This is a genomic window from Streptantibioticus ferralitis, from assembly GCF_029223525.1.
Taxonomy (GTDB): Bacteria; Actinomycetota; Actinomycetes; order Streptomycetales; family Streptomycetaceae; genus Streptantibioticus_A; species Streptantibioticus_A ferralitis.
The window spans coordinates 288960-314205 of record NZ_JARHTQ010000004.1 but is presented as its reverse complement, the minus strand read 5'-3'; the positions used below and the strand labels follow the sequence as shown (position 1 = coordinate 314205).

Here is a 25246-nt window from a genome sequence, read left to right as displayed (position 1 = left end):
CCGCTACACGTCGCCCTGGACGCGGGCGTGCAGATGCATGTCATGCCAGCCGTCGGCGTGCAGGGCGGCGCTGCGCTTGGTTCCCTCCAGCCGGAATCCGGCCTTCTCCGCGACGCGGCACGAGGCGGTGTTCGCCACGCCGTGGGTGAGTTCGAGACGGTGCAACCCGAGGTCGTGGAAGGCCCACTCGGCGACCCGGCTGGTGACGCGCAGGGCGGCACCGGCGCCGCGGGCGGCGGGCAGCACCCAGTAGATGTACTCGGCGATGCCGTGCCGCAGGTCCATGTCGCCCAGAGCCACCGAGCCCAGGATCGAGTCGTCCTCGGTACGGGCGATGGCCCAGCTCGCCGCTTCCTCGGTACGCCAGCGCCGCGCGTACCGGGCGATCCGCTCCCGTGCCTGTTCGACACCGCCGGTGGGCGGCCGGTTCCACTGCCGGATCGCCGGATCCTGCCAGGCGGCGGCCAGCGCGGGAGCGTCCGCGGAGCGCCATGCGCGCAGTGTGAACCCGCTGTCGGGTATGTGCAGTACCGGTTGCTCACTGCCGCTCATCCGTCCGGCGGGGACGACATCGGCGATGGGCTGCGGCCTGCTCTGCTCGCTGATCGAGGTCATCGACGCATCGTGCCAGACGTGCTCACGGGTTGCCGCCCAGCAGCCGGGTGCTGGGCGGAAGCGTCTGCTCCCGCGCCGCCGAGCGCAGATGCTCGCCCAGAACGCTGCGCAACTCCCGCGCGGCGCGCGGTGGTTCGACGTCCTTGCGGTGCGCGACCGCAATGGTGCGTTGCAGGCCGGGCGGGGCGAACGCGGTGACCCGCAGCCCCGACCGGGCGGCGACCATCGCCGGGATCACGGCGAGGCCCAGTCCGGCGCGTACGAAGCCCAGTACGGCGTCCATCTCACCGCCCTCGACGGTGAAGACCGGATCGAAGCCGGCAGCGCGGCAGGCCGAGGTGGTGAACTCCCGCAGGTCGTAGCCTCGTCGGAACATCACCAGCGGCTGATCGCGCAGGTCCTCGATGCGGATCCGCCTGCCCCGGGTGGGCGCGGGTGAGGACGGCGAGGAGACCACGACCAGTTCCTCGCGCAGCAACTCGGTCGCGGCCAGCGCCGGGGCCTGGCCGGGCAGCGGGGTGATGATCAGGGCGAGGTCGAGTTCACCGGCCGCCAGCACCCGGACCAGGTCCTGAGAACCGTCCTCGTGGACCACCAGGTCCACCCCCGGGTAGCGGTCGTGGAAGTCGCGCAGCACGTCCGGCACCAGGCTGGCGCACAGGCTGGGTGTGGCCCCCAGCCGGACCCGGCCCCGGCGCAGCTGTGCGACCTCCTGCACCTCGCGGCGCGCCGTCTCGGCGTCCGCGAGGATCCGCTGGGCCAGCGGCAGCAACGCCTCGCCCGCGTCGGTGAGCGTGATGTGGCCGCGGGCGCGGTGGAAGAGCTCGGCGCCCAACTCCCGTTCCAGCGCCCGGATCTGCTGGGAGAGCGAGGGCTGGGCGACATGGACCCGGGCGGCGGCCTGGGTGAAGTGGCGGGTCTGCGCGACGGCCGCGAAGTACTGGAGTTGATGCAGCTGCACGGATACCACGATACGACGCATGATAGGCAAGGTCTATCGATTCCAGCCGGACCATGTCTTGGACCGATGCAGGGGGTACTCCCTACCGTCGGTGTCATGGCACTGGCGACGCGGACGGGCCGACGGCCGTCCACCTTGGCAACCCTGTGGCGGTCGACCGTCGGCAAGAAGACCGTGATGGCCGTCACCGGCGTGATCATGCTGCTCTACCTCGTCGCGCACATGCTGGGAAACCTGAAGATCTTCTTCGGGTCGACGGAGTTCAACGGCTATGCGTACTGGCTGCGCACGATCGGCGAGCCCGCGCTGCACTACAGCTGGTTCCTGTGGATCGTGCGCGTGGTCCTGGTCGCCGCGGTGGTCTTCCACGGCGTGGCCGCGTACCAGCTCAGTCGCCGTGACCTCGGCGCCCGCCCCACCGCCTACGCGCACCGGCGGCCACGGGCCGGCTACGCGACCCGCACCATGCGGTGGGGCGGAATCATCCTGGCTCTGTTCATCGTCTGGCATCTGCTGGACCTCACCACCCTGACGGTGAACCCGCGCGGCGAGGCGGGCCATCCGTACCAGAACGTGGTGGCGGACTTCCGCAACTGGTACGCCGACGCCATCTACATCGTCGCGATGCTGGCCCTCGGGCTGCACATCCGGCACGGCTTGTGGAGCGCGGCGCAGACCCTCGGCGCCAACAGCGCGCGCCGCGACGCGGCGCTCAAGTTCACCGCCAACGCGCTGGCCCTCGTTCTGACCGCGGGATTCGTCGCGGTGCCCGTCTCGGTGATGACCGGAGTGGTGAGCTGACATGACCTCGTACACCGCGTACCAGACCGGCGAACCGATCGCCGACACCAAGGCCCCCGCCGGGCCGATCGAGGAGCGCTGGGACCGCCGCCGCTTCACCGCGAAGCTGGTCAACCCGGCCAACCGGCGCAAGCACACCGTCATCGTGGTCGGCACCGGCCTCGCGGGCGGCTCCGCGGGCGCCACCCTGGCCGAACAGGGCTACCACGTCGTGCAGTTCTGCTACCAGGACTCGCCGCGCCGCGCCCACTCGATCGCCGCCCAGGGCGGTGTCAACGCGGCCAAGAACTACCGCAACGACGGCGACTCCATCCACCGCCTCTTCTACGACACCGTCAAGGGCGGTGACTTCCGCGCCCGCGAGTCCAACGTCCGGCGCCTCGCGCAGGTCTCGGTGGAGATCATCGACCAGTGCGTGGCGCAGGGCGTGCCGTTCGCCCGGGAGTACGGCGGACTGCTGGACACCCGCTCCTTCGGCGGTGTGCAGGTCTCGCGTACGTTCTACGCCCGCGGCCAGACCGGCCAGCAGCTGCTGCTCGGCGCGTACCAGGCGCTCTCCCGGCAGATCGCCGCGGGGAACGTGGAGATGCACGCCCGTACCGAGATGCTGGATCTCGTCGTGGTCGACGGGCGGGCGCGCGGCATCGTCGCCCGCGATCTGGTCACCGGTGAGATCTCCACCCACTTCGCGGACGCGGTGGTGCTCGCGTCGGGCGGCTACGGAAACGTCTTCTATCTGTCGACCAACGCCAAGAACTCCAATGCCACGGCCATTTGGCGAGCGCACCGGCGCGGCGCGCACTTCGCCAATCCGTGCTTCACCCAGATCCACCCCACGTGCATTCCGCGCTCCGGCGACCACCAGTCGAAACTGACGCTGATGAGCGAGTCGCTGCGCAACGACGGGCGCATCTGGGTGCCCAAGGCGAAGGGGGACACCCGGGCGCCGGGCCGGATTCCGGAGGACGAGCGCGACTACTACCTGGAACGGATCTACCCCTCCTTCGGCAACCTCGTGCCGCGCGACATCGCCTCGCGGGCCGCGAAGAACGTGTGCGACGAGGGGCGCGGCGTGGGTCCGGGCGGGCAGGGCGTCTACCTGGACTTCGCCGACGCGATAGCGCGCATGGGCCGGGACAAGGTCGCCGAGAAGTACGGCAACCTGTTCGAGATGTACGAACGCATCACGGCGGAGGATCCGTACGAGGTACCGATGCGCATCTATCCGGCGATCCACTACACCATGGGCGGGCTGTGGGTCGACTACGACCTGCAGACCACCGTTCCCGGCCTGTTCGCCATCGGCGAGGCCAACTTCTCCGACCACGGCGCCAACCGGCTGGGCGCCAGCGCGCTGATGCAGGGGCTCGCCGACGGCTATTTCGTGCTGCCGTCCACCATCAACGACTACCTGGCGCGCCATCCGCACGACACGGTGGATCCCCAACACCCGTCGGTGACCGAGGCGGTGGAAGGTGTCACGGCGCGGCTGGAGAAGCTGCTGTCCATCGACGGCGACCGTACCCCCGACTCCTTCCACCGCGAACTCGGCGAACTCCTTTGGGACGACTGCGGGATGGCACGCAACGCCACCGGACTGCGCAAGGCGCTGGAGCGCATTCCCGAACTGCGGGACGAGTTCTGGCGCCGGGTGAAGGTGCCGGGCGGCGGCGAGGAGCTCAACCAGTCCCTGGAGAAGGCCAACCGGATCGCCGACTACTTCGAGCTGGCCGAGCTGATGTGCCTGGACGCCCTGCACCGCGAGGAGTCCTGCGGCGGCCACTTCCGTGAGGAGAGCCAGACGCCGGACGGCGAGGCGGCCCGTGACGACGACCGCTTCTCGTACGTGGCGGCCTGGGAGTTCCGCGGCACCGGTGCCGCACCCGTGCTGCACAAGGAGCAGCTGGTCTTCGAGTACGTCCACCCCACCCAGCGGAGTTACGCATGAGGCTCACCCTGCGGATCTGGCGCCAGCGCGGCCCCGAACAGCCCGGCACCATGACCGCCTACGAGGTCGACGGCATCAGCGAGGACATGTCGTTCCTGGAGATGCTCGACACGCTCAACGAGCGGCTGATCCTGGACGGCGACGAACCGGTCGCCTTCGACCACGACTGCCGCGAGGGCATCTGCGGCGCGTGCGGGATGGTCATCAACGGCCAGGCGCACGGCCCCGAGCGCACCACCACCTGCCAGCTGCACATGCGGCACTTCTCGGACGGCGACACCATCGACATCGAGCCGTGGCGCGCGGCGGCCTTCCCGGTGGTGAAGGACCTGGTCGTCGACCGGTCCGCGTTCGACCGCATCATCGGCTCCGGCGGCTATGTCACCGCACCGACCGGCAGCGCCCCGGAGGCGCATGCCACGCCGGTGCCGAAGCCGGTCGCCGACACCGCATTCGAGCACGCCGAGTGCATCGGTTGCGGGGCGTGTGTGGCGGCCTGTCCCAACGGCTCGGCGATGCTGTTCACTTCGGCGAAGGTGGTGCATCTGAACGTGCTGCCGCAGGGCGCTCCGGAGCGGGAGAGCCGGGTGCTGGACATGGTCGGCACCATGGACGCCGAGGGCTTCGGCGGCTGCACCAACACCGGCGAGTGCGCGGTGGCCTGCCCGAAGGGCATCCCGCTGCAGTCGATCGCCACGATGAACCGGGAGTTCCTGCGGGCGGCACGCAGGGCACCGCGCTGAGCGCGGCTACAGGGACGGCCCACGGGACGGAAAGGCGGCCTCCTCCGGTGTGAACAGGACGGAGTTGACGTAGCGCGGGTAGGGTCGCAGGCTGCGCCGCAACAGCCCGCGCGCCACGACATGGGCGCACGCCCGCTGGTGAGCCGACAGGTCGAACGCGTCGAGCGGCACCCAGTCGCGCCCCGGCAGCACCCAGCCCCGATAGCCCCAGCCGCGCAGCAGTCCGGTGATGCGCTCAACCGGCTGGAGCCGGGCTTCCGTCTCGATGAACAGATTGGGCCGGTCGCGGCGGAGCGTGTTGCGTGCACCGCGCAGCACGGCGACCTCATGGCCCTCGACGTCGATCTTGACGAAGCGGATGTCGGACAGACCGAGCGCGTCCACGGTGACCAGGCGCACCCGGCGGGTACGCCGGTGCACCGACGGCCGGGGTTCCAACGAGGTCAGCCCGCGCGCCTCGCGCCCGTCCTGGTCCGCCAGCCAGATCGCCGCGTCGCCGCTGCGGTCGGAGGCGGCCGCGTTGATCACGTCCACACGCTCCGGCACGGTCTCGCGCAGCGCCCGGCACACCTCGGCCACCGGCTCCAGCGCGACCACCCGATCCGCCCGCCGGGCCAGCCGCCGCGACCACGGCCCGTACCAGGCCCCGATGTCCAGCGCCGTGCCGCATGGCGGACAGATCTCATCCAGCCGAGCCAACTCCGGCTCCTGCCGCGGATACAGCACATCAAGCCCCCGCGCCACCACCCAACACGGCAGACGCGGAGCCAGCACGGCAGCCAGGGTCATGACCACTCCTCAACGGTCCCCCGGGGGCCGCGCCCCGGGGTGGGGGTTCGGGGGGCGCGTCCCCGGTCCGCCGCGGGGGGCGAACTTCGGTGGGGGTGCCGGGCGCAGGCTCCGGCAGGCGGGGGCGGGGCGCAACCCAGGGACGCTGAGAACCCGCCGGGTCCGGGGGCGCAGCCCGACGCGGCCCGTAGGACACAGCCCACACAGCTGCGAACGTGGCCCCCGGATGGGGATCCGAGGGCGCAGCCCCCACGAGGGTCCGGGGGGCACAGCCCCCGGATTCCGTTCCCTCTCGCCTTCTGGGGTTTCGGCTGTTGACGGGACGTCAATAACTCGGCCGTGACGCGGAACCATGCCATGCCACGATGGCGGAACGCCATCGTGGCGATGTCTCTCGTCGGGGTCCTGGGTCTCGCTGGATGTTCCGGAGGAGCCCGGCAGGTCGCCGGCTGCTCGGCGGTGCGGATTTCCTCCTGGGGCGAGGACACCGCCACGACCGGTGAGTTCAGCCGGTTCGGCGACGACGGCGCCCGCGCCGTGGGGTGGACCGGTGGGGACGGCACGCATTCGGTCCGGCTGCCGGACGGGCGCACGTTGTGGCTGGCCGACGATCCCTTCCTGGACCGGGTCCACCCGCCGCCCAACCCGCTGGGCCAGCCGTACTGGTGGCGGGACACCTCGGGCGGGCGAATGCCCGCGTGGGTGCACAACGCGGTGCTGGTCATGGACCGCACCGGTCGGCTGCGGCAGACGCTGCTCGGCAGTACGTTCGCGGAACCCGGCTCGTACTTCCCCGACCTCAACGCCGACCCGCAGATCTGGCGTTGGCCCATGCAAGCGGTCGTGGAGCCGCGTTCCCCGGGCGCCACCGAGCAGGTCGTACGGGTGCTGCTGTGGGATCGGGCCGTCGCCCCCGCGCCGTGGCTCTACGGGGTGCCGCTGGCCACCGAGGTGGCCACACTGTCGCTGCCCGACCTGCGTCTCACCGGCATCGCCAAGGTCTCCGACCAGTGGAGCGTCCCGGCGCCCGGACAGCGGTTGCTGTTCGGTACCACGGCGGTACGCCAAGGCAGTTGGACGTACGTCTTCGGCAGCGACGACGGGCCGGGCCGCGGCGCGGCGTCCTCGCGCGCCTATCTCGCCCGGATACCGTCGGGGCGGCTGGCGGACGCCGCCGCCTGGCGGTACTGGGACGGCGGCGGCTGGCAGCCGCTGCTCTCCCACGCCAGGCCGGTGCTCGGCAACGGCGGACGCCGGGGCGTGGGCACCGGGTACTCGGTGGTACGCCTGGGCGGTACGTGGGTGCTGCTCACCATGGACGCGGGCGGCCCCGCGGCCAGCGGCCTGACCGCGCTCACCTCGTACTGGGCGTGCTCGCCGCAGGGCCCCTGGCACGGTCCCGACCCGGGCTTCGACCCACCGCTGCCGCAGGACGGCGAGGCGCAGGGCAACGCCGCGATCTACAACCCACAGGCACACCCGGAGTTCACCACCGGCGACGGGCTGCTGGTCGGCTACGACGTGAACTGGCTGGGCTCCCCGGCAGCGCCCGTGGACACCAATGTGAACCGCGATGTCGCCCTGTACCGGCCGCGGTTCGTACGTCTGCGTCTCGCGCCGCCTAGTAGCGGGCCGGCACGTCATTGAGGCCGTCCGGGGCGGCTGGCCCGGCCGCCCGGCCGACCAGGCGGTGGTGCTCCGCAGGTCCGACGGTCTCGGCCTGGTCGGCCAGAAGATAGGGGATCCCGTCGACGATCGGATAGCGGCGGCGCAGTCTCGGGTTGTACAGCGCGTCGGACCTCTCGTCGTACAGCAGCGGCCCCTTGTCGATCGGGCAGGCGAGTAGTTCGCGGAGTTCCTTGCGGATCGGCATGCTGTCCTCCGGATCGGGCAGGGGCGGCCGTACCGACGGCTTCGCGGGGTGCGAGCCGAGCGGGGTGCGGGCGTGCACCAGCAGATCGGCGGCGAGCGACGGAAAGAGCCTGAAGAAGCGGTCGAGGGGCCGCAGCGGTGCCGGGGTGTCGTGGTAGCAGGCGCCACGGGTCGAGACGATCTCCAGACCGTGCGCGTCAAGCAGTCCCATCAACGCCCTGGCCGTGAACACCCGTAGGTGACCGACGACTTCACGTCCGGGACGGCCGTAGATACCGCGCAGGCTGACCTCGGTGAAAACCGGCTGGACGCCGCCGAGCAGCAGTGCGCGATTGAACCACGCGGCGAGATTGGGGGTGGACAGCAACAGCGACCCACCGGGGCGCAGCACCCGGATGATCTCCTCCAACGCCGCGTCGGTGTCCACCAGGTGCTCGATGACCTCACTGAGTACGGCCACGTCCAGGGAGCCGTCGGGAAACGGCAGGCCCGGCTCCTCAAGTCCGGCGCGCACCACGGTCAACCCGTGCCGCCGGGCCCGGTCCAGGGCCTGCCGGGACCAGTCGGCGCCGATGACGGTATGGCCGCGGGCGCGGGCGGCCAGCACCGCGGTGGCCTCGCCGTCACCGCAGCCGATGTCGAGGATGCGCAGCGGTTCGCGGGCCTGGTCCAATGTCGGTTCGATCATGCGCAGTTGGCGGCGGGCCCGCTCGGCGCCGGAGGCGATCGGAACAGTCGGGTCCTCGTAGAGGAGGCGCAGTCGGGACGGTGCGGGGTCGGTCACGAAACGTCTCCTTCTGGACTGCTCCGGGTCAGATGGGCAACTGCTCTGGCGCGGCCGGTAGTTCGGCCAGCTCGGCGAAGGCGGCGACGAGCCGCCCGGTGAAGGCGGTGGCCGCGGCGGTGTCCAGCACGCCGCGCCGGTGCCGTACGGCGAGGTGCAGCCGGTCTTCCACGGTCAGCGCCGAGACCGACAGTCCGCGCGGCATGGGCGCCGGTGCGGCCATCCACAGATGGGTGATCGGCCCCGCACCGTCGAAGGACGGCAGCGCGGGCAGTCGCCCCAGGTTGCTGAGCATGGTGGTGTCGGCGTACCGCCGGGCGACGGTCCGTACGACGGGCACCAGCGACCTGCGTACCGCGTAGGGCAGTCGGGGCGCGCCCAGCAGGAGGGCGGCCGGGCCGCCTGCCGGGGCCTGGGTCCGCTTGGCCAGCCGGGTCTGCTGGGCGACGCTGACGAGCAGTGCTGCCGGGTCGCGGCCGTCGGCGATGTCGATGGAGGTCAGCCGGGAGAGGTTGCTGATGACCTCGAAGCGGCTGTCCGCGGGGCGGGCGTTGATCGGCATGGTGATGCGCAACGGGGTGACCTGACCACCGTGTTCGCGGTTCCATCGGGCAAGTGCCAGCGCCAGCCCGGTGATCAGCAGATCGTTGACGGTCGCGCCCTGGCGGCGGGCACCGGTGGCCAGCGCCTCGGTGGCCGAGGCGCCGAGGGCGTGCAGCACGCATCCGTACCCTTCCGCGCCTGCGGTCCCCACCCGGGCGACGCGGACCGGACGGGCGGGCCGGGCGCGCTGCGCCCTGACCGGTGCCGGTGCGGGCGGCGGGAGGGTGCGTGCCAGCGCGGGATCCACTTCGGCAACGGGATCGGGGGCGCCGTTGTACCGGCGGATGACCGAGGTGACCAGGCCGAGGCAGGAGATGGCGTCGAACAGCGCATGGTGGGTGACGACCAGCAGCCGGTCCCCGTCACCGCCGCCCGGCAGCAGCCGTATCCGCAGTAGCGGTGACACGCCGAGCGGTACCGCGGTGTCCATCGCCTGTCGGCGCTCGTCAGCGCGGAGCGCGCCGGGTGCGGCCACCGTCAGCGGATCGAGATCGGGCGCCGCCGGGATCTCCCAACTGCTGCGACAGTGCCAGAGGCCGTCGGCGGCCTTGCGCGCCCTGGCCATCGGATGCGCACCGAGCGCGTCCCGTACGGCGGTGCGCAGCCGGGCCTCGTCCAGCCGACCGCCGACCGCCAACTCCAGCAGGATCACATTGGGTTCACCCCGCCGCTCCAGCAGATCGGCGGTCTCGTCGACAGCGGTGAAGGGCAGCCGGACGGACCGAGCCTGGGAAGCGAACCCCCCGGGATCCGTACGCGCCCCGCAGGGGGACTCGGGGGCGAAGCCCCCGAAAGGATCCCCGACCCCGCGCCGCAGGCGCCCCTGCGAGCCGTTCATCCGGTCCTCCGTAGGGTCACCTGCACGGCGACTCCGCGCAGCAGCGGAACGCGCAACAAGCCCTTGAGGCCGCGCGGGACGTAGCGCGGCCGGGCCTCCACCAGCACCACGTCCGGCCTGCTGCGGACATGCCGCAGCAGTCTGCCGACCCGTACCGGTGCGGGGGCCCGCCCGCGCGGCGAGCACCAGTTGGTGAACGCCAGATGGACCGTGCCGTGCGGCCGTACCACCCTGATCAGCTCGTCCAGGAGACCCACCGGGTCCGGTACGTGCCCGAGAACGTCGGAGCAGTAGCAGACATCGGCCGACCCTTCCAGCAGCGGCAGCCAGTAGCCGTCCCCGACGACCGTGGCCGGACCGGTGCGCGAGGGCACCGGACACGGATCGACGACCACGCAACTCGCCCCGGCTGCCCGGAACTCCTCGGCACACCAGCCGTCACCGCCGCCCACGTCGACCACGGTGCGGCCGCCCAACTCGCATGCGGCGGCGACCTGCTGGACGCAGTAGCGGGCCCGCAGTCGGTGGAATCCGCTGCGGTCCCGACCGATGACGGCGAGCGCACGCAGCAACTGCGCCATGGTGGCGGTGGCCTCGCTCACCGGGCCGCACCCCCCACCGGCAACGCTCCGGTGGTCACCGGCGCCCGCTCGACGGTCCTGGGCCGACGTAGCAGCACGCCGCCGACCGCCACGCCGACCGCGCCGACACCGAGCAGCACGTACGGCACCGGACCGGTCAGCAACGCCAAGCCGTCGTGCTTGGCCTTGTACGCGTCCACCAGTGCCTTCTCGGTCCCGGGCGTGGAGCGCAGCTCCACATCGAGCGCGGTCGCGGCGGTCCTGGTGGAGCCCGGCAGTCGCAGGGTGATGATCTGGTGGCTGGATCCTCCGGCGGGCGCGCCGGTGAGCGGGTCGATGAGGTTGACCGCCTCCGGGTTGCTGTACCACTCCTCCGCGGTCACCGGATCCGCGCCGGGCTTCAGCCCCACCACCGACGGCGGCACCCGCATGGTGCCGATCCGGGTGGCCGGTACCCGCATCGTGTACTGGTTGAAGCTCCTGCCGTAGAGCGTGCGGATACCGGTGAAGTCCGCGCGGTAGGCTCTGCCCGCGGTGCCGTCCCACACCAGGTACGACCGGTGTCCGGCGTTGAACGGGTACTTCAGGTAGCCGTCGGCACCGGCCCCGGTGTCGCCGCCGCAGCAGGAGTTCGACCGGTTGGTGTGCCGGTCGAAGACCCAGCGGTGCACACTGAGGCTGAACGCCTGCCGGGCGTCCGCGAGTTTGCTGGTCCGCGGGGTGTCCACCCGGGTGGAGATGTCCCACACCGCCTTGCCGACCGTCCGTCCGGCTCCCGCGTCGCCCAGTGTGTGCCGGGCCACCGTGATCTGCCCCCAGGCCAGCCGACCGGTGGACTGGTCGAGGTAGTAGCCGGTGCCGGTGCTGACGTCGGTGAAGTCCTGGTCGTACGCCGCGAGTTGCACACTGGGCAGGACGTACCAGCGCAGCAGCGGGCCGAGGACGATGAGGAAGGCCCCGAGACCCAGGGCGAGGAACGCGGCGGTACGGCGACCATGCATGGCGTCTCCCTGGACGGCACCGGAGAACCGGGTTCGCGCTGACGGAACGTTAGGGAGACGTTGACAAAGTGTCAATAACTTCCGCAGGACCGGACCGGGCGGTGTCCACGGGTCACAGCGCGGCGGGCGCCGGAGCCTGGACTCCGGCACCCGCCAGTCCGCGTGCCCGGCTGAGCACGTCGGCCAGCCGCGGATCGTGCCGGGCCGCGGTCAGCACAACCGCGCCGAACAACTCCCGTAGCAGCTCCGCCAGTTCATCCGGTGCGGGGCGGTCCGCACTGCGCAACCAGTCCCGGCAGACCATCTCCACCAGGCCGATCCAGCCGCGCAGCACCGAGCGCAGCAGGGCGGGCGCCTCCGGCAGCGCCATGCCCCCGACGATCAACTCCAGGATCCGCTCCCGCACCCCGTCCAGGATGGCCTCCTCCTCGCGGGTGGCGGTGCCGGAACCGTGGCCGAGCAGCGCGGTGTAGCCGAGCGCGTCCCCGTGGATGTGGTGCAGATACGCCGCGATCCCCGCACCGAGCCAGTCCTGGGGCGCGGCGCGGGCGGCGGTGCGCACGGCGCGCTCCAGGCGGTCGGCGCACTGCTGGAGGGCGGCCAGGAACAGGCCGTACTTGTTGCCGAAGTAGTGGTAGAGCAGCGGCCTGGAGACTCCGGCGGCGCGGGCCAGATCGTCCGCCGACACCGCGTCGTAGGGCCGGGACGCGAACAGGTCGAGCGCGGTCTCGATGAGTGCCCGCCTGCGGTCTTCGGGGGCGAGGCGCTGCCGGGACCGCCGCCCGGATGCCGGGCCGTCGCTGTCACCTTTGGCGGACTTCATGGCGCTGACCCCCTCCGTGCGACCGCCGGATGCCCGGCGTTGATCAATTCTAGCGAGGGCGTGACCGTCAACGAGGCGGAGAGCGCGAATTGTTGACGTTCCGTCAATAGCTGCCTACGGTGAGACCCCCGCACGCCCTGCCAGCCCGCACCTCTCGTCCCCCACGACGAAAGGCCGCCGCTCATGGCCACCGGACCCACCCACGCCCGTCCGGCACCGTACGCCGTGCCACCCGCCGGAGACCCCCGCCCCATCCCCAACCGGCTGCACATCGCCTTCCTCGCCGGACGCGACCTGGCCAGCCCGCATGCGGGCGGCTCCGAGCTGCTCGTCGACCGGCTGGCTCGCGGTCTGGTCGACCGGGGGCACCGAGCCTCCCTGCTGTGCGGCGGCCCGGTGGGGTCTGACCGGCCGTACCAGGTGATCAGAAACGGCGGCGCCTACAGCCAGTTCCTCAGCGCACCCGTCGCCGTCCGCCGCCGTCTGCGCGGCTGCGATCTACTGGTCGAGGTCTGCAACGGGCTGCCCTACCTCGCTCCGCTGTGGCTGCGCGGCACCCCTTCGGTATGCCTGGTCAACCATGTGCACAGCGAGCTGTGGCCCATCCGCTACCCCCAGCCGATCGCCGCCGCGGGCCGCTACGCCGAGGCGGTGCTGATGCCGCGCGCCCACCGCGGCAACCTCTTCGTCGCCGTCTCCCCCTCAACGGCACTGGCACTGACCGAACTCGGGGTCGCCCCCGACCGCATCCGGGTCATCACCAACGGCGTCGAGGACGCTTCGGCGATCACCCCGGAGGCACCGGATCCGCTCTTCCTGGCTCTCGGCAGACTCGCCGACTACAAACGCATCGACGTGCTGATCCGACTGTGGGAGCGGGTCCGCCCGGTCACCGGCGGCACCCTGGTCATCGCGGGCGACGGCCCCGAGCGGGCCCGCCTGGAGCGGCTGGCCGGACCGGGCGTACGGTTCACCGGACGTGTGACGGAGTCCCGCAAGCACCAACTCCTGTGCGACGCCTGGCTGTTGCTGCATCCCGCGCGCGTCGAGGGCTGGGGACTGGTCATCACCGAGGCGGCCATCCGCCGCACCCCCGCGGTGGGCTTCGACGTCCCCGGCCTACGCGATTCGGTGGCCCACGGCCACACGGGCCTGCTGACCGCGACCGAGAGCGCCTTCGCGTCGGCCTGGGCCAGCCTGGCCCTGGACCCGCGCCGCCGCAACGCCATGGGCCACGCGGCCCGCCGCAGAGCACTGGACCTGGAGTGGACGGAGACGGTCGACCGGTTCACGGGGGTGGTGGCGGAGGCGCTGCATCGGGAGCCGCTTGGCGGCGGGTGAGGCGCCCCGCGCCTGCGACGGTCAGCCCGCGTTGTCGGCACGAACCACGATGGCGAACGAGGTGCAGATGCGCCGGAAACCGTCGTGTCCGGTGAGGCCCGTATGGCTCATGCAGGCGATGTCGACCGGTGCGGAGTCGTCGCCAGGCTCCGCCGTCCAGTCACAGCGCAGGCACTCCGCTTCGAAGGTCACATCGGTGCCCGGGTGCCGCGTGATCTTGTGCAGCGCGTAGCGCAGCACCGCCTTGACGGTCACCGCGCGGCCCGGCTGCGCGCGTTCACCTCGGCGAGGCGGGATTGCAGCCATTCGCCCGCGTGGCATGCCGCCATGTGCCTACGGGTCAACACCGCCACGTCCGCCTGCCGACTCCGGTCGCGTTCCGCTTCAGCCTTCGCCCGCTCGGTGGCCAGACGGCCGCATTCGGCGCAGGTGTCCTCGGTGGGTTGCTGGTTCTGTTCCGTCATGAACAGCACGGTAGGGAAAGGGGATTGGGCTTGTGGGGCGTGATTCTCGGTTATTCGCGTGCGGTTCGGGTGGCTTCCACGTGATTCTCAGGGCGATTCGTCCAGGGCTCTCCGCGCGCGGGTGATGAGCTGCTGGGCATCCGCTCCGTAGACGGCTGAGCTGTTCAGGGTTTCCCAGATCTTGAGGTAGAGGGCGATGTTCTGGGCGTCGTCCAGCCATAGTTCGGCGTGCCAGTCTTCGACTACGACCAGGCGTTCGTCGTGGATCCAGAAGTCGTTTCCTGGCGGAATTTTCAGGTGGGCATCGCAGGGGACGACGCCGAGGGAGACGGTGTCCAGGCCGATCACGCCGCTGAGGCGGTCGAGTTGGGCGACGAGCACAGCGGGCGGGCACAGCTGCATCCGGAGAGCGGGCTCCCACATGAGGATGTGGTAGTGCTTGCCCCTCCGGTAAAGCGCCTCCTGCCGCTTGAGGCGGCCTTGCACCGCGGCGTCCAAGTCGCGGGGACATTGGTGCAGATCCGCGAAGGCCGAGAACACCCGGCGTGCGTAGTCGGCGGTTTGGAGAATTCCGGGGATCAGCATGGGTACCCAGCCGCGCAGCGCCGTTGAGCGCTCATGCTCTGCGTTGATGGCGTCCTGCACGGGCCGGTGTCCGGCCGCGAGTTGCCGCCGCCACGAGCGGGTGCGCGACTCCAGTCCGCGTAGCCGCGCGGCCAGCCCGTCAGCGGCTTCCGGGTAACCAGTCCCCTCAGCCCATGCACGGAGATCGTCAACCGTCGCGGTCTGTCTGCCGGTCTCCAACTTGCTGACCTTGGACTGCGGCCAGCCCAAAGCATCAGCCAACTCGCGTCCGGTCAGGCCGCTCTCGACGCGCAGCTCGCGCAGCCGCGCGCCGAGAGCCGTTCGAGCGTGCTGAAAGTCAGTGCTCACACATCGGACGGTACCTGAGCGATGAACTCCCTGTTCGGCGTTGCGTGATGCCAAGCGGCGTCACGTGCCTGACAGGCGAGCAGGACCCTGCGGGGATCCGTGATCAGCTCCACCTTGTCGCAGTCGTCATCGTCGTCGAAGAGCAGAACCGCCATTACGCGGGAGTCGAAGAGCCAGAAGTCTTCCTCCGGAAGCCTCAGTTTCTCCGCGTCTTGCCGCCACATGTTCCGGATGTCTTCTCCGGCCTGGATGTTCCGGCGGGCGTTGTTGAGCAGGTATCGCTGCCCCACAGTGGGTGGGTTGTCCACGATCCGGACTCGCTCGAACCGCTTGCCCTGCGCCGCGCCTTCGCGGCGGGCGACAAGCCATGGGTGGTTCATGTCCCAGTCGGGATCTTCGCCCCGGACGAAGCGGCGGTAGGTTTCCGATTGCTCGTCCGACTTGTAGCGGCGTCGGGTCTCCAGACGCCACGCCGTATGCTCGAACGTGTTGAACATGCTGTCGAACTGTTCCCACGGGATGATTTCCCGAGCCCGCTCTGCCTCCTTCGGGGCGAAGTCCAACAGCAGTTGACGCGGCACCACGACGAGGCCCTCGTCTTCTTCGACGTTGCGCAGCTGAGTGATGTCCTCGGGGTTGGTTACCTTCCTCCCTTGGACGAGCACTTCCCCTGTGTGCATGTCCTCGTACAGCGTCGGGCACCCGTTATCGCCGGAGTTCGTCCCGATGAACCGCAGTCGCCGAGCCATGGGCGCTTCCCTTCGTTGTCGGAAAGGTCAGCCCCAGGATGGGGCGCGAGCGGATCCGCTGTCCGGCGTGATTCGCGATTATTCTCCCGTCGCCACCTGAGGGTGACGCCGTCTTCCCTCCGGCACCCCGTTCCGTACCGCCAACACCGTCAACGACACCGCCAGTGCCGTCAACCGCAGGGCCAGGCGGACCGGGTTCGCGGGCAGGTGTTCGCCGAAGATCAGTGTGCCGGTGATCATCACATGGGCGTTGCCCACGACGACCTGGGCCGGGACGAGGATCGCGGCACGCGAGCGTTGCAGGCCGATCTGCAACGCGAACAGCATGGCGATCGAGAAGACGCACACCAGATAGGGGTACGGGGTCAACAGCAAAACGCTGAGCGCGTGTTGGCCGTCCCGTGCGACCACCGCTGCGCAGGCCTTGCCCAGTAGCCCACCCACGCCGTTGAGCAGGCCGACGGCGGCGCCGTAGGCGACCGCTCGTCCGGTGCGACCCGCGGCGGTGAAGATCGCGATGGAGAGCGCACCCGAGAGCAGCGCCACCGCCAGCACCGCGCCCGGGTGGTCGCCGTGGCCGACCCGTTCCGCGCCGGGGTCGTAGCTGAGGCCCAGCATGACGAGAGAGCAGCCGATGACCGCCAGTGCGGTCCAGTCGGCCCGGCTGAGCGGTTCCTTGAGCACGAGCGCCGAACCCGCCACCACGATCGCCGGGCCGACCGCGAGCATGGGCTGTGCGACGGTGATCGGCAGCAGCGCCATCCCCACGACCTGGCAGACCAGCCCGAGCAGCATGAGCCCGAACCCGGCGAGCCACATGGGCCTGCCGAACAGCGTCCGCAGCAGCGCGAGGGGTTGGCGCACCCGGAGCGCCGGAAGCGCGGACAGTGCCGACTTCTCGACCAGCAGGCCGATGTTGTAGAAGACGGCGGAGAGCAGGGTGACGGCCAGCCCGGTGATCACGCGAGGGCCTCGGGCGGCTCGGCGGGCGGAACCTCGGCCTCGGGCGGCTCGGCTGGCGGAACCTCGGCCTCGCGCCGCGCACCCGGTGGCGCGAGGGCCGCCGCCAGGGCGATCAGGGCGAGCGCCTGGGCCCACGGGCCGAACGCGCCGCGTCCCGGCGACAGACCGTTCTGCGCGGCGACCGCCGCGACCACCCCCGCCGCCGTCATCGCGGCCACCGCCACCACCGGGGCGACGGTCGGCCACCACCACGCCAGGAGCGCGAGCGCCACCGCCGCGAGCGCCATCGGGCCGCCGACCAGCCCCAGCGCCACCACGGCCACCAACGGTCCGATGATGAAACCGACTTGGGGTCGCTCACCCGCAGCCGCAAGGTCCGCACCCCTGCGTCGGCCGAACGCCCCGCAGGCCGCCGCGACCACGACCAGCGCGAGCACCGCGCCCACGCCCAGCGAGATCCGGTACGCCCCCGCGGGTCCGTAGTGGATGCGTACCGTGCCGCCCGCGCCCGCGGGCAGGACGAACGCCTGCTGCCAGCCGTCGAGGGTGACCGCGTCCAGGAGCTTCCCGTCGAGGGTCGCGCTCCAGCCGGGGGCGCGGTTCTCGTGGATCACCAGGTAACTGGCCGGCCCCTGGCCGACGGTGAGCGATCGGTCCTCGTCGCCCCAGATGCGGCGGCTGAGCCGGCGCCCCGCTGGGCTCACCGGTGTGCTCAGTGCGGCCGCCGCCGTCGCTCCGGTCAGCCGCACATCCGTGACGGCCAACGGCACACCGCTGCCGGGCGCGTAGAGACGGTGCGTACCCGAGGCCAGCGGCAGCTGCCCGTCCGGCGTGCACAACGACACCTTCACCGGTAGGCCGTTCAGCAGATCGCCGAGGGTGCCGGACGCAGACGTGGCGTACGAACGGCCGTCGACCGTGAGCGCCGGGCCGCGACCGCACGGCAGTGTGAAGGCCGTGTTGGGGTCCGGCGCCGTGTGCCGCAGATCGGCGAGCGCTGGGAAGTGGATCTCGGCGAGGCCGAGCGGCAGGGCGAGTCGGGTGCCGGTGATCTGGTCGTAGACGGTGATCCGCTTCACTTCGGGGAACGTCAGGTCCACCCGGTCGGTGCGCAGTTCCGGGAAGACGACATGGCCGTCCGCTCCGACCCGCGCCTGCCGTGCCCCGTCCGGACTGCTGATCCGTACCGACTGCGGCGGTGCCGAAATCCCGTCGGCGGCCTGCAGATAGAGCTCCTTGAGGCCGCGCTTGCCGTGCCAACTCAGATGGACGACGGGAGTGGTGCCCGGCGCGGCGATCCAGCCGTTGAGGTACGAGCCGTCGACCAGGTTCGCGGCGCGGAACTGCGGAAGGTCGCCCAGCGACGGGCTGGCGCTGACCCGCATGCCGCGACTGGGCGTCAACTGGTCCAGCAGTTGGTCCAGTTGCGGGCCGGGGGTCGGCCGCGCGCTCAGCGTCGCGGTGAAGGGTTCGCCCATGTCTAGAGTGAAGGCGCGGGCCAGCACCGGCTCGGGGTTGCCGGAACCGATGAATCCGGACGCCGTGGTCTGCCGGTGGAAGGAGTACACCACGCCGCCGGGGCCGTTGGTCGGTGCGTCGTGCGGCACCTTGAGGTAGCGGGTGATCTGCACGCCGGGTATCGACACCTCGCTGATGCCCGCGCCGAATCCGCCGGGTACCGCGCCGTTGGCCGCCGCGATGGTGATCTTCAGCGTGCGGGTCTGCCCCTCGGGCACGCGAAGTCGCTGCTCGCGGCCGTCGGGCCGCACCGCGTCGGTGGCCGAGCCGCGGTCGGTGGTCACGGTGAGCCGGGTGGCGACAGGCCGGAACGGGCTGTCGGCGAGCAGACGTATGCCCACGCCCGTCGACATGTCGATGGAGCGGCCGAAGTCGATGCTCAGCCACTGGCCGACCGGCGTCGCGGCGTTGCCCTCCACCCATGCGGTGCTCGGATCGCCGTCGAAGGCGTTCACCGGGTCGTACTGGGGTGACTGCAGCAGCCAGGAGCCGTACGTGGACGCGGTCACCGAGGCGGCACCGGCCAGCTGGGCGGTGGTCTGATGCCCGGACTCGGCGAAGGGCAGCCGCAGTTGCCGTGGCGGCGTGCCCGCGCTGCCGTCGGTACGGCCGGGCGGATTGGTGCCGTGCGGGGTGTAGGTGTACGAGACGTTGTCACGGATCAGCCCGAACGAGGTGTCGGTGCGGCGCAGTCCGTCGGTGACCACGAGCGGGCCGCCGTCCGGGCTGGTGCCGTCACCGGTGAGGGTGACGGCACGGCCGTCGAGCAGCCCGTCCCCCGAGGTCTGCAGCAGCGATTCCGGACCGCCGCTGAGCCGTAGGGCACCGTCCGCGGGCACTACCGCGACGGGGTCCTCGGGTTGCCGGGCCTGGTCATCGGCCTCGTAGACCTCCACCGCCCGATAGCCCTGGTCGATGGCCTGGATCTGCAGCGGCGTACCGCTGCGGATGGGGCTCGCGGGCGTCACCGGGCCGAAACCGGCGACCTGGTGGAAGCCGGACAGTTGCAGGGTGCGGTGGTAGAGCGCGGGAGAGATGAACTCGAACTGGTTCGGGTCGAGGTCGTGCCGTACCAGGACGTAGCGGATCCCGCCGCGCGCCAAGTAGGCGGCCAGGCCGGGCACTTGGGTGCCGGAGGCCATCGTCTGCTCCGCCGCGTCGAGATAGCGCTGGGATCCGGCGCCGCCCATGGGGATGAGTGTGCGTTCCACCCAGTTGGAGGCGGCGTACGGCTGCAGGGCGTCGTCGGTGGTCGTGCCCCAGGTGTAGTCGCCGTGTGACGCGGCGGGTTCCAGCAGTGCCCGCCCGTCGCCGCCGTGCCCGGCGAGGAAGGTGGCGGTCTGCCGCCAGTAGTCGGGCACCGCCTTGAACGAACCGCTTTGCAGTTGCCGTCCGGTGAGGTACGGGAGGGCCGCGCCCAGCAGACCGGCGGCCAGCAGTACGGCGAGCGCACCGCGCAACGCCGCAACGCGCGGCAGCGGACCGGCCAGCAGATGGGCGATGCCGACGACCAGCGGTAGCGCGATCAGCGGCTGGAACTTGTAGACGCTGTGGAACGCCTCGCCCGGGCCGGTGAGGAAGGACTGCAGCGCCGCGTGCAGCGGGCCGCCGAGCCGCCCGGGATAGACCGCCATCGCGGCCGCCGCGCCGACGGCGACGGTCAGCCGCAGCCAGCGCACCTCGGGGGCGAGCACCGCGCGCCGGGCCAGCCCGGCCAGTCCCAGCGCCGTGGTGAACGCGGTGCCCGCGACCGCCCAGCCGGTGGTCGCCAGCACCCAGCCGGAAGGCAGGGCGGGGGAACCGAAGTTGAGGTAGTCGAGCCAGTTGCCGGTGCCGCGCAGCGCCTCGGTCGCGGCCATCGTGCTCGCGGTGGTGTGCGGGGTCTCGATGTACGGCAGGAAGTCGAAGCCGTAACCTCCGAGCAGCAACAGCGGCAGCCACCACCACGCCGTCACCAGCAGCACGCCCGCCAGCCACCAGCCGAGCAGCGTCCGGCGCCGCACACCGGGCGCCCTGGTCAGCAGGTAGAGCAGCGGGGCGGGCAGTACGGCCAGCACCGACACCGCGTTCACCCCGCCCATGCACAGCACCGCGAACGCCGAGCGGGCCGCGCACAGCAGCGGCGAGCCGCCGGTGCGGGCCCCGGTGACCAGCGGCACCAGTACCCAGGGCAGCAGGGCGAGCGGCAGCACGGCGGCGGAGGTCGAGCCCAGCAGTGCGGTCAGGGTCGGCCACAACGCGTAGGCGAGCGCGGCGACGAGCCTGGTCCCGGCCGTACCGACGCGCAGCCGCTCGGTGAGCCGGACCGTACCCCAGAACGCGGCGGCGACGATCAGCGACATCCACAGTCGCTCGGTGATCCACGGCGGCAGGCCGAGGGCCTCGGAGGTCGCGTAGAACGGCCCCATGGGGAAGGCGTAGCCGACGGCCTGGTCCTGGAGGCCGCCGAATCCCTGCCGCGGGTCCCACAGGTGTGCCAGGCCGCCGAGGAAGGCGCCGGGGGTGAGGTCGATGTCGAGTTTGGTGTCGAAGACCACCCGCCCCGGTGCCTGCAGCAGCATCCCGATGAACGCGACCGCCCACAGGCCCAACGCCCAGTAGCCGCCCAGGTGTTCACCACCTCGGCCGGCGAGCCAGCGCCGCCAGCTGGGCCGTGCTGGGCCCTGGCGGGCGGGCGACGGTGGTACACGGGTTTCGGCGGAGGCGACGTTCACGTCCGGCCCCTTCCGGCGCGGGCCCGGCTGCTGGCCGGGCAGGGCCTACGGCCCGACCGGCGGACCTCGCCGGGCAGGCCCTGGCACACGTGACTGGCGCGTCACGCTATTGCTCTGTTGACACATCGTCAATAATCTGTGCGCAGTTCCGTCGGAGGGGGCAGCGATGGGAATGCGCGCCGTGTGGCTGGTACTGGCCGTGGCCCTCGCGGGCGCCGGACTGGCGGTCGCCGCCGCCTTCGGAGTGGTCCACGCCAATGACCCGCCGCCGAAGCAGCACAACGTCCCGCTGATCACGTACGGGGAGTCAAGCTGACGGGTTCGCCCGGACTCGCCGGTGCGAGCACCGCGCGTACCGCGTCGGCGATGGCGTCCGGGCGGTCGACCGGCACCAGATGACGGGTGCCGTCCACCGCGGTGTGGGTGCCGCACGGGCTGATCGCGGCCAGCGCACGGTGCGGGCGCGGGTCGCCGCACGGACCCGAGACCACCCGCAGCGGCACCGGCGGAAAGGCGAACCGGTGGCGCAGCGCGTCGAGTTCGGCCACGAGATCACGGAACAGCACCCGCTCGACCAGCGCCGCCGTCAGGCAGTGCCCCGCACCGTAGGCGCCGCGATAGGCGTCGCCGACATCGGCCTGGTCGCGGCCGCGCAGCGACTGCGTCCGTACACCGAGGCGCCGCAGCCCTGGCGCCACGATCTGGCTGAGCCCGGCCCAGCGGAACGCCTCCCCCGCGGTGTGCGCCATCCGCGCCCGGGCTCCCGGCCAGCGCAGCGGCGGACCAACCTCCGCCTCGGCGGCCGCCTCGACCAGCACCACCGCCGAGGTGCGGCCGGGGAGGACGCGGGCGAACGCCTCCGCGTACAGACCGCCGAGCGAGTGGCCCACGACGGTCACCGGACCGCCGACCCCCAGCGCGTCCAGTACTTCCGCCGTCCACCGGGTCCGACCGGCGAGCGTCGGCGGCTCGGGGGCGGGCGCGCTGCGGCCGAGGCCCGGCCGGTCGACGCTGACCAGCCGGCAGTGGCCGCGCAGCAGCGGCAGTACCGGCTGCCAGCCGAGCCATGAGCCGCCGAGCCCTGAACTGAGCAGGACCACCGGTGCGTTCGGCGGTCCGGAAAGCACCACGTGTACCGCTCGCCCCCGCACCCTGATGAACCTGCCCGGCGGGCGGCTCGGCGGTGGCAGCGGCAGGGCCGGGGAGCGTACTGGGGACACGGGGCGCCTCCCGTGGGGGGACGGTGGTGTCGGAGCGCTGGAAGCGTGGCAGCTTACTGACGGACCGTCAACTACGACGGCGGCGCCGACCTCTGTACGGTGCGGCGCCTCGCAACCGGACGGTTCCCGCCGCCCCCTTCGGACCGCCTCGTAGACTCAGCTGGGGCGTGCCGTCCGGTCGTCCCGGTTCACCGAGTCACCGGAGGCGGAACCTTGCAGCACGACGCGATGCGCGCGGGCCATCAGGACAAGGAGGCGCTGGTCGAGCTGGCCGACGGCGTCCTGGCTTACGTACGGCCGCGCGGCGGCTGGTGCGTCAGCAACGCCGGGGTGCTGGTCGGCCGGGACGCGGTCACTCTGATCGACTGTACGGCCACCGAGTCGAGCGCGCGCCGACTGCGCTCGGCGATCGGCGAGCACACCCCCTCGCAGGTCGGCACCATGGTGGTCACCCACCACCATGGCGACCACCACGGCGGCGCCGCGGTGTTCGGCCCCGGCCTGACCGTCGTCGCGCATGAGCGGACCCGGGAGACGATGCTGCGTGAGGGGCTGAACCTGCCGTCGATATGGCCGGACGTGCACTGGGGCGACATACGGCTGGTGCCGCCGCAGGTGACGTTCACCGACCGCCTGACCCTCCACGTCGACGAACTGCGGGTCGAGTTGATCCATCTGGGCCCGGCGCACACCACCGGGGACGTGGTGGCCTGGCTTCCGGAGCAGCGGGTGCTGTTCACCGGTGATCTGACGTTCTCCCAGGGCACGCCGTTCTGCCTGGCGGGGTCGCTGGACGGGACCCTGGAAGTACTGAGGGCGCTGCGGGAGCTGGACGCGGAGGTGGTGGTCAGCGGCCACGGTCCCGTTTCCGGTCCCGAGGTCATCGACGCCAACGCGGAGTACCTGCGGTGGGTGCGCGAGCTGGCCGTCGAGGGGTTCGCCGCCGGGCGGGAGCCGTTCGAGGTGGCGCGGGAGGCCGAACTCGGCGCGTTCGCCGAGCTCCTGGAGCCCGAGCGACTGGTGGCCAACCTGCACCGGGCGTATGCGGAGTTGCGCGGCGAGCCGCGCGGTGTGGAGTTGCCGCTGCCATCGATTCTGCGGGAGATGATCTCCTTCAACGGCGGTCAGCCGCTGGCCTGTTTGGCGTGATGACACCGGTCCGGCAGGGGGTGCCCAGCAGTGCCGGTGGGCTGCGGCAGCCCTTCGACCGGCCGGTCCGCTTCGTCGTGGCTACTCGCCGTCGCGGCGGAGGAGACCTGTCACCGCCAGCCTCCGGTAGGAGTCGAGCATCTGCTCCCGGTCGTAGCTGCTCGTCGTCACCAGGAACTCGTCGGCCTCGGTGCGTCCGACCAACGCACCGAGGCCGACTGCCACTTCCTCCTCCGTACCGGAGATGTGCCCGTCCATCGCCCGCTCGAACTCGGCCCGTTCACGGCTCGTCATGTCCAGCGCCCTGATCTCCTCGGCGGGCGCCAGCGGCGGGAACTCGCCATGCGTACGGGCGTACGCGCTCGACCATGCCTCGGGGACCAGCAGCTCCCGAGCCGCGTCGGCGGTCTCGGCGACCGCGACCGTCCCGGAGACGATGACATACGGCCGTGGCGCCCACGCGGACGGGCGGAAGCGGGTCCGGTAGTCGTCAATGGCCTCCAGCATCCGCTGCTCACCGCGCGCGGCGGCGATCACCAGCGGCAGTCCGGCTTCGGCGGCCACCCGTGCCCCCGCTCCGATGGCCAGCACGAAGGCGGGGACGGTCAGTCCCTCCGCGGGGCGCGCGTGCGCCTGCGGGTGTGCCGGGCTTTCACCGCTGAAGTAGCCGAGCAGCTCGGCCAACTGCTCGGCGAAGTGGTCGGCCGCGTCCTTGTCCCGGCCCAGCGCCCGTCGCACCCCGTCGGTGAACGCCACCGAGCGGCCCAGGCCCATGTCGATCCGGCCCGGGAAGAGCGAGGCGAGCACCCCGAACTGCTCGGCCACGACCATCGGTTGGTGGTTGGGCAGCATGACCCCGCCGGTGCCCACCCTGATCCGGCTGGTGGCGGCCGCCACCGCCGCGGCGAGCACGGTGGGCGCGGACCCCGCGACACCGGGCACGCCGTGGTGCTCGGAGACCCAGAAGCGGTGGTAGCCCAGGGCCTCGGCCTGCCGCGCGAACGCCACGGTGTCGCGCAGCGCCTGGGACGGGTGCTGGCCCCGCCGGGTCCGGGAGCGGTCCAGCACCGACAGCCGGACCATGGGCTTCTTCAAGGTCACCTACAGCACAACGTCCGCGGCCGCCCGGAATTCCCCACGCCCGGCCGGGGGCTCAGCCGTCCAGCCAGTGCAAGCGGCCGAGCCGGATCAGCCGCATCTGCCGGCGCGCGATGTTCGCGATCTCTCGTTCCGACTCCGGGTGTTCGGGCGACGCGTCGAGGAACGCCGTGGCGATCATCACCATGTGGTCCACGTAGAGGTCGGCGAGCATCCGGACGTCCTGCGGGCTCCAGCCCGCGGACTCGGGCTGCGCGCCGAGGTCGCTGGCCAGTTCCTCGGCGAACAGCCCGAGTTCACCGGCGATCGCCTCGCGCACCTGCCGTACGCCGCCGTACCGCTCACGCGCGATGAAGCGGAAGTGCGGGCGCTGTTCGCGTACGTACCGGGCGATCATCTCGACGGTGCCGTCTATGACCTCTTCCGACTTGGCCCGCTCGCCCCGGATGGCGCGGACCATCTCGCGCAGCGAGCCGAAGGACTCCTCGACGAGCGCGACCCCCAGGTCGCTCATATCGCGGAAGTGCCGGTAGAACCCGGCGGGTGCGACACCGATCTCGCGGGTGAGCTCGCGCAGTCCGAGGCTGCTCAGGCTCTGGTGTTCCAGCAGCCGCAGTCCCGCGTCGAGCAGGGCCTGACGGGTGCGCAGTTTCTGGGCCTGCCTGGCGCCCAGAGGTTTGTGGGCCTGGTCGGCCCCAAGAGTGTGACTCACATCATCCAGTAAACAGTCGTTCGCTC

24 protein-coding genes are annotated in these 25246 nt (G+C 71.5%); 7 read left to right on the top strand and 17 right to left on the bottom strand.

Annotated elements, in window-relative coordinates; all coding sequences use genetic code 11:
• Window positions 1-3: 3 nt before the first annotated feature.
• A complete protein-coding gene (locus tag P2L57_RS08670) occupies window positions 4-615 on the bottom strand; it encodes a GNAT family N-acetyltransferase (protein WP_275810897.1) in 612 nt (203 codons plus the stop codon).
• A 22-nt stretch (window positions 616-637) separates the two neighbouring features.
• On the bottom strand, window positions 638-1576 hold the full coding sequence (locus P2L57_RS08665) for a LysR family transcriptional regulator (RefSeq protein WP_275810894.1): 939 nt from the start codon (window positions 1574-1576) through the stop codon (window positions 638-640).
• A gap of 96 nt (window positions 1577-1672) precedes the next feature.
• Here P2L57_RS08665 and P2L57_RS08660 point away from each other — a divergent pair, with 96 nt between their 5' ends.
• From P2L57_RS08660 to P2L57_RS08650, 3 genes are read left to right on the top strand one after another with little or no spacing between them, the layout of a single operon-like run.
• On the top strand, window positions 1673-2377 hold the full coding sequence (locus P2L57_RS08660; RefSeq protein ID WP_275810891.1) for a succinate dehydrogenase: 705 nt from the start codon (window positions 1673-1675) through the stop codon (window positions 2375-2377).
• 1 nt (window position 2378) lies between these two features.
• Complete coding sequence (locus P2L57_RS08655) at window positions 2379-4325, top strand: fumarate reductase/succinate dehydrogenase flavoprotein subunit (RefSeq protein ID WP_275810888.1); 1947 nt, start codon at window positions 2379-2381, stop codon at window positions 4323-4325.
• Complete coding sequence (locus P2L57_RS08650; RefSeq protein ID WP_275810885.1) at window positions 4322-5068, top strand: succinate dehydrogenase/fumarate reductase iron-sulfur subunit; 747 nt, start codon at window positions 4322-4324, stop codon at window positions 5066-5068. The genes P2L57_RS08655 and P2L57_RS08650 overlap by 4 nt, the downstream gene beginning before the upstream one ends.
• Window positions 5069-5074: 6 nt before the next feature.
• Here P2L57_RS08650 and P2L57_RS08645 read toward each other — a convergent pair whose 3' ends face one another.
• Window positions 5075-5857 carry an FkbM family methyltransferase gene (locus tag P2L57_RS08645; protein ID WP_275810882.1) on the bottom strand — a complete coding sequence of 261 codons (783 nt, stop codon included), beginning with the start codon at window positions 5855-5857 and terminating at the stop codon, window positions 5075-5077.
• Window positions 5858-6214: 357 nt separating this feature from the next.
• On the opposite strand from P2L57_RS08645, the gene P2L57_RS08640 reads away from it, so the two are divergent.
• Window positions 6215-7504 (top strand): DUF5005 domain-containing protein, encoded by a 1290-nt coding sequence (locus P2L57_RS08640; protein WP_275810879.1) that lies wholly within the window; start codon window positions 6215-6217, stop codon window positions 7502-7504.
• Here P2L57_RS08640 and P2L57_RS40630 read toward each other — a convergent pair.
• The 5 genes from P2L57_RS40630 to P2L57_RS08610 all read right to left on the bottom strand — a co-directional run bounded on the left by P2L57_RS40630 (window position 7479) and on the right by P2L57_RS08610 (window position 12359).
• Window positions 7479-8513, bottom strand: a complete 1035-nt coding sequence (locus P2L57_RS40630; RefSeq protein ID WP_372515655.1) for a methyltransferase domain-containing protein — start codon at window positions 8511-8513, stop codon at window positions 7479-7481. The genes P2L57_RS08640 and P2L57_RS40630 overlap by 26 nt on opposite strands.
• A 28-nt stretch (window positions 8514-8541) precedes the next feature.
• Entirely contained in the window at window positions 8542-9954 is a 1413-nt protein-coding gene (locus P2L57_RS08625; protein ID WP_275810876.1) for a non-ribosomal peptide synthetase family protein, read from the bottom strand.
• Complete coding sequence (locus tag P2L57_RS08620) at window positions 9951-10556, bottom strand: class I SAM-dependent methyltransferase (protein WP_275810873.1); 606 nt, start codon at window positions 10554-10556, stop codon at window positions 9951-9953. The genes P2L57_RS08625 and P2L57_RS08620 overlap by 4 nt, the downstream gene beginning before the upstream one ends.
• A complete protein-coding gene (pgfA, locus tag P2L57_RS08615) occupies window positions 10553-11536 on the bottom strand; it encodes a cell envelope lipid trafficking protein PgfA (RefSeq protein ID WP_275810870.1) in 984 nt (327 codons plus the stop codon). The genes P2L57_RS08620 and pgfA overlap by 4 nt, the downstream gene beginning before the upstream one ends.
• 112 nt (window positions 11537-11648) lie before the next feature.
• On the bottom strand, window positions 11649-12359 hold the full coding sequence (locus P2L57_RS08610) for a TetR/AcrR family transcriptional regulator (RefSeq protein ID WP_275810867.1): 711 nt from the start codon (window positions 12357-12359) through the stop codon (window positions 11649-11651).
• Between the two features lie 183 nt (window positions 12360-12542).
• Here P2L57_RS08610 and P2L57_RS08605 point away from each other — a divergent pair, with 183 nt between their 5' ends.
• The gene (locus tag P2L57_RS08605; protein WP_275810864.1) at window positions 12543-13700 is read left to right on the top strand and encodes a glycosyltransferase family 4 protein; all 1158 of its coding nucleotides are present in this window, start codon (window positions 12543-12545) and stop codon (window positions 13698-13700) included.
• Window positions 13701-13721: 21 nt separating this feature from the next.
• Here the strand turns inward: P2L57_RS08605 and P2L57_RS08600 are convergent, their stop codons facing one another.
• The 6 genes from P2L57_RS08600 to P2L57_RS08575 form a co-directional block, all read right to left on the bottom strand.
• Window positions 13722-13955 carry a DUF7848 domain-containing protein gene (locus tag P2L57_RS08600; RefSeq protein WP_275810861.1) on the bottom strand — a complete coding sequence of 78 codons (234 nt, stop codon included), beginning with the start codon at window positions 13953-13955 and terminating at the stop codon, window positions 13722-13724.
• Window positions 13952-14164 (bottom strand): hypothetical protein, encoded by a 213-nt coding sequence (locus P2L57_RS08595; protein WP_275810858.1) that lies wholly within the window; start codon window positions 14162-14164, stop codon window positions 13952-13954. Before P2L57_RS08595 ends, P2L57_RS08600 begins: the two co-directional genes overlap by 4 nt.
• Window positions 14165-14251: 87 nt before the next feature.
• Window positions 14252-15097 (bottom strand): helix-turn-helix domain-containing protein, encoded by an 846-nt coding sequence (locus tag P2L57_RS08590; RefSeq protein ID WP_275810855.1) that lies wholly within the window; start codon window positions 15095-15097, stop codon window positions 14252-14254.
• Window positions 15094-15846, bottom strand: a complete 753-nt coding sequence (locus P2L57_RS08585) for a DUF6879 family protein (protein ID WP_275810851.1) — start codon at window positions 15844-15846, stop codon at window positions 15094-15096. The genes P2L57_RS08590 and P2L57_RS08585 overlap by 4 nt, the downstream gene beginning before the upstream one ends.
• Before the next feature lie 78 nt (window positions 15847-15924).
• A complete protein-coding gene (locus tag P2L57_RS08580) occupies window positions 15925-16809 on the bottom strand; it encodes a DMT family transporter (RefSeq protein WP_275810849.1) in 885 nt (294 codons plus the stop codon).
• Window positions 16806-21041 (bottom strand): alpha-(1->3)-arabinofuranosyltransferase domain-containing protein, encoded by a 4236-nt coding sequence (locus P2L57_RS08575; protein WP_275810846.1) that lies wholly within the window; start codon window positions 21039-21041, stop codon window positions 16806-16808. Before P2L57_RS08575 ends, P2L57_RS08580 begins: the two co-directional genes overlap by 4 nt.
• A gap of 166 nt (window positions 21042-21207) precedes the next feature.
• On the opposite strand from P2L57_RS08575, the gene P2L57_RS08570 reads away from it, so the two are divergent.
• Entirely contained in the window at window positions 21208-21357 is a 150-nt protein-coding gene (locus P2L57_RS08570; RefSeq protein ID WP_275811190.1) for a hypothetical protein, read from the top strand.
• On the opposite strand, the gene P2L57_RS08565 is transcribed toward P2L57_RS08570, so the two are convergent.
• Window positions 21335-22261: an alpha/beta fold hydrolase gene (locus P2L57_RS08565; RefSeq protein ID WP_275810844.1), complete on the bottom strand. Its 927-nt coding sequence runs from the start codon at window positions 22259-22261 to the stop codon at window positions 21335-21337. The two genes, P2L57_RS08570 and P2L57_RS08565, sit on opposite strands and share 23 nt — an antisense overlap.
• Window positions 22262-22474: 213 nt before the next feature.
• Between P2L57_RS08565 and P2L57_RS08560 the strand changes: the two genes are divergently transcribed.
• Window positions 22475-23410, top strand: coding sequence for an MBL fold metallo-hydrolase (locus P2L57_RS08560; RefSeq protein ID WP_275810842.1), 936 nt, complete (start codon window positions 22475-22477; stop codon window positions 23408-23410).
• Between the two features lie 81 nt (window positions 23411-23491).
• On the opposite strand, the gene P2L57_RS08555 is transcribed toward P2L57_RS08560, so the two are convergent.
• Entirely contained in the window at window positions 23492-24493 is a 1002-nt protein-coding gene (locus P2L57_RS08555; RefSeq protein ID WP_275811165.1) for an LLM class flavin-dependent oxidoreductase, read from the bottom strand.
• 70 nt (window positions 24494-24563) lie between these two features.
• Window positions 24564-25220: a TetR family transcriptional regulator gene (locus P2L57_RS08550; protein ID WP_275810840.1), complete on the bottom strand. Its 657-nt coding sequence runs from the start codon at window positions 25218-25220 to the stop codon at window positions 24564-24566.
• Window positions 25221-25246 lie beyond the last annotated feature (26 nt).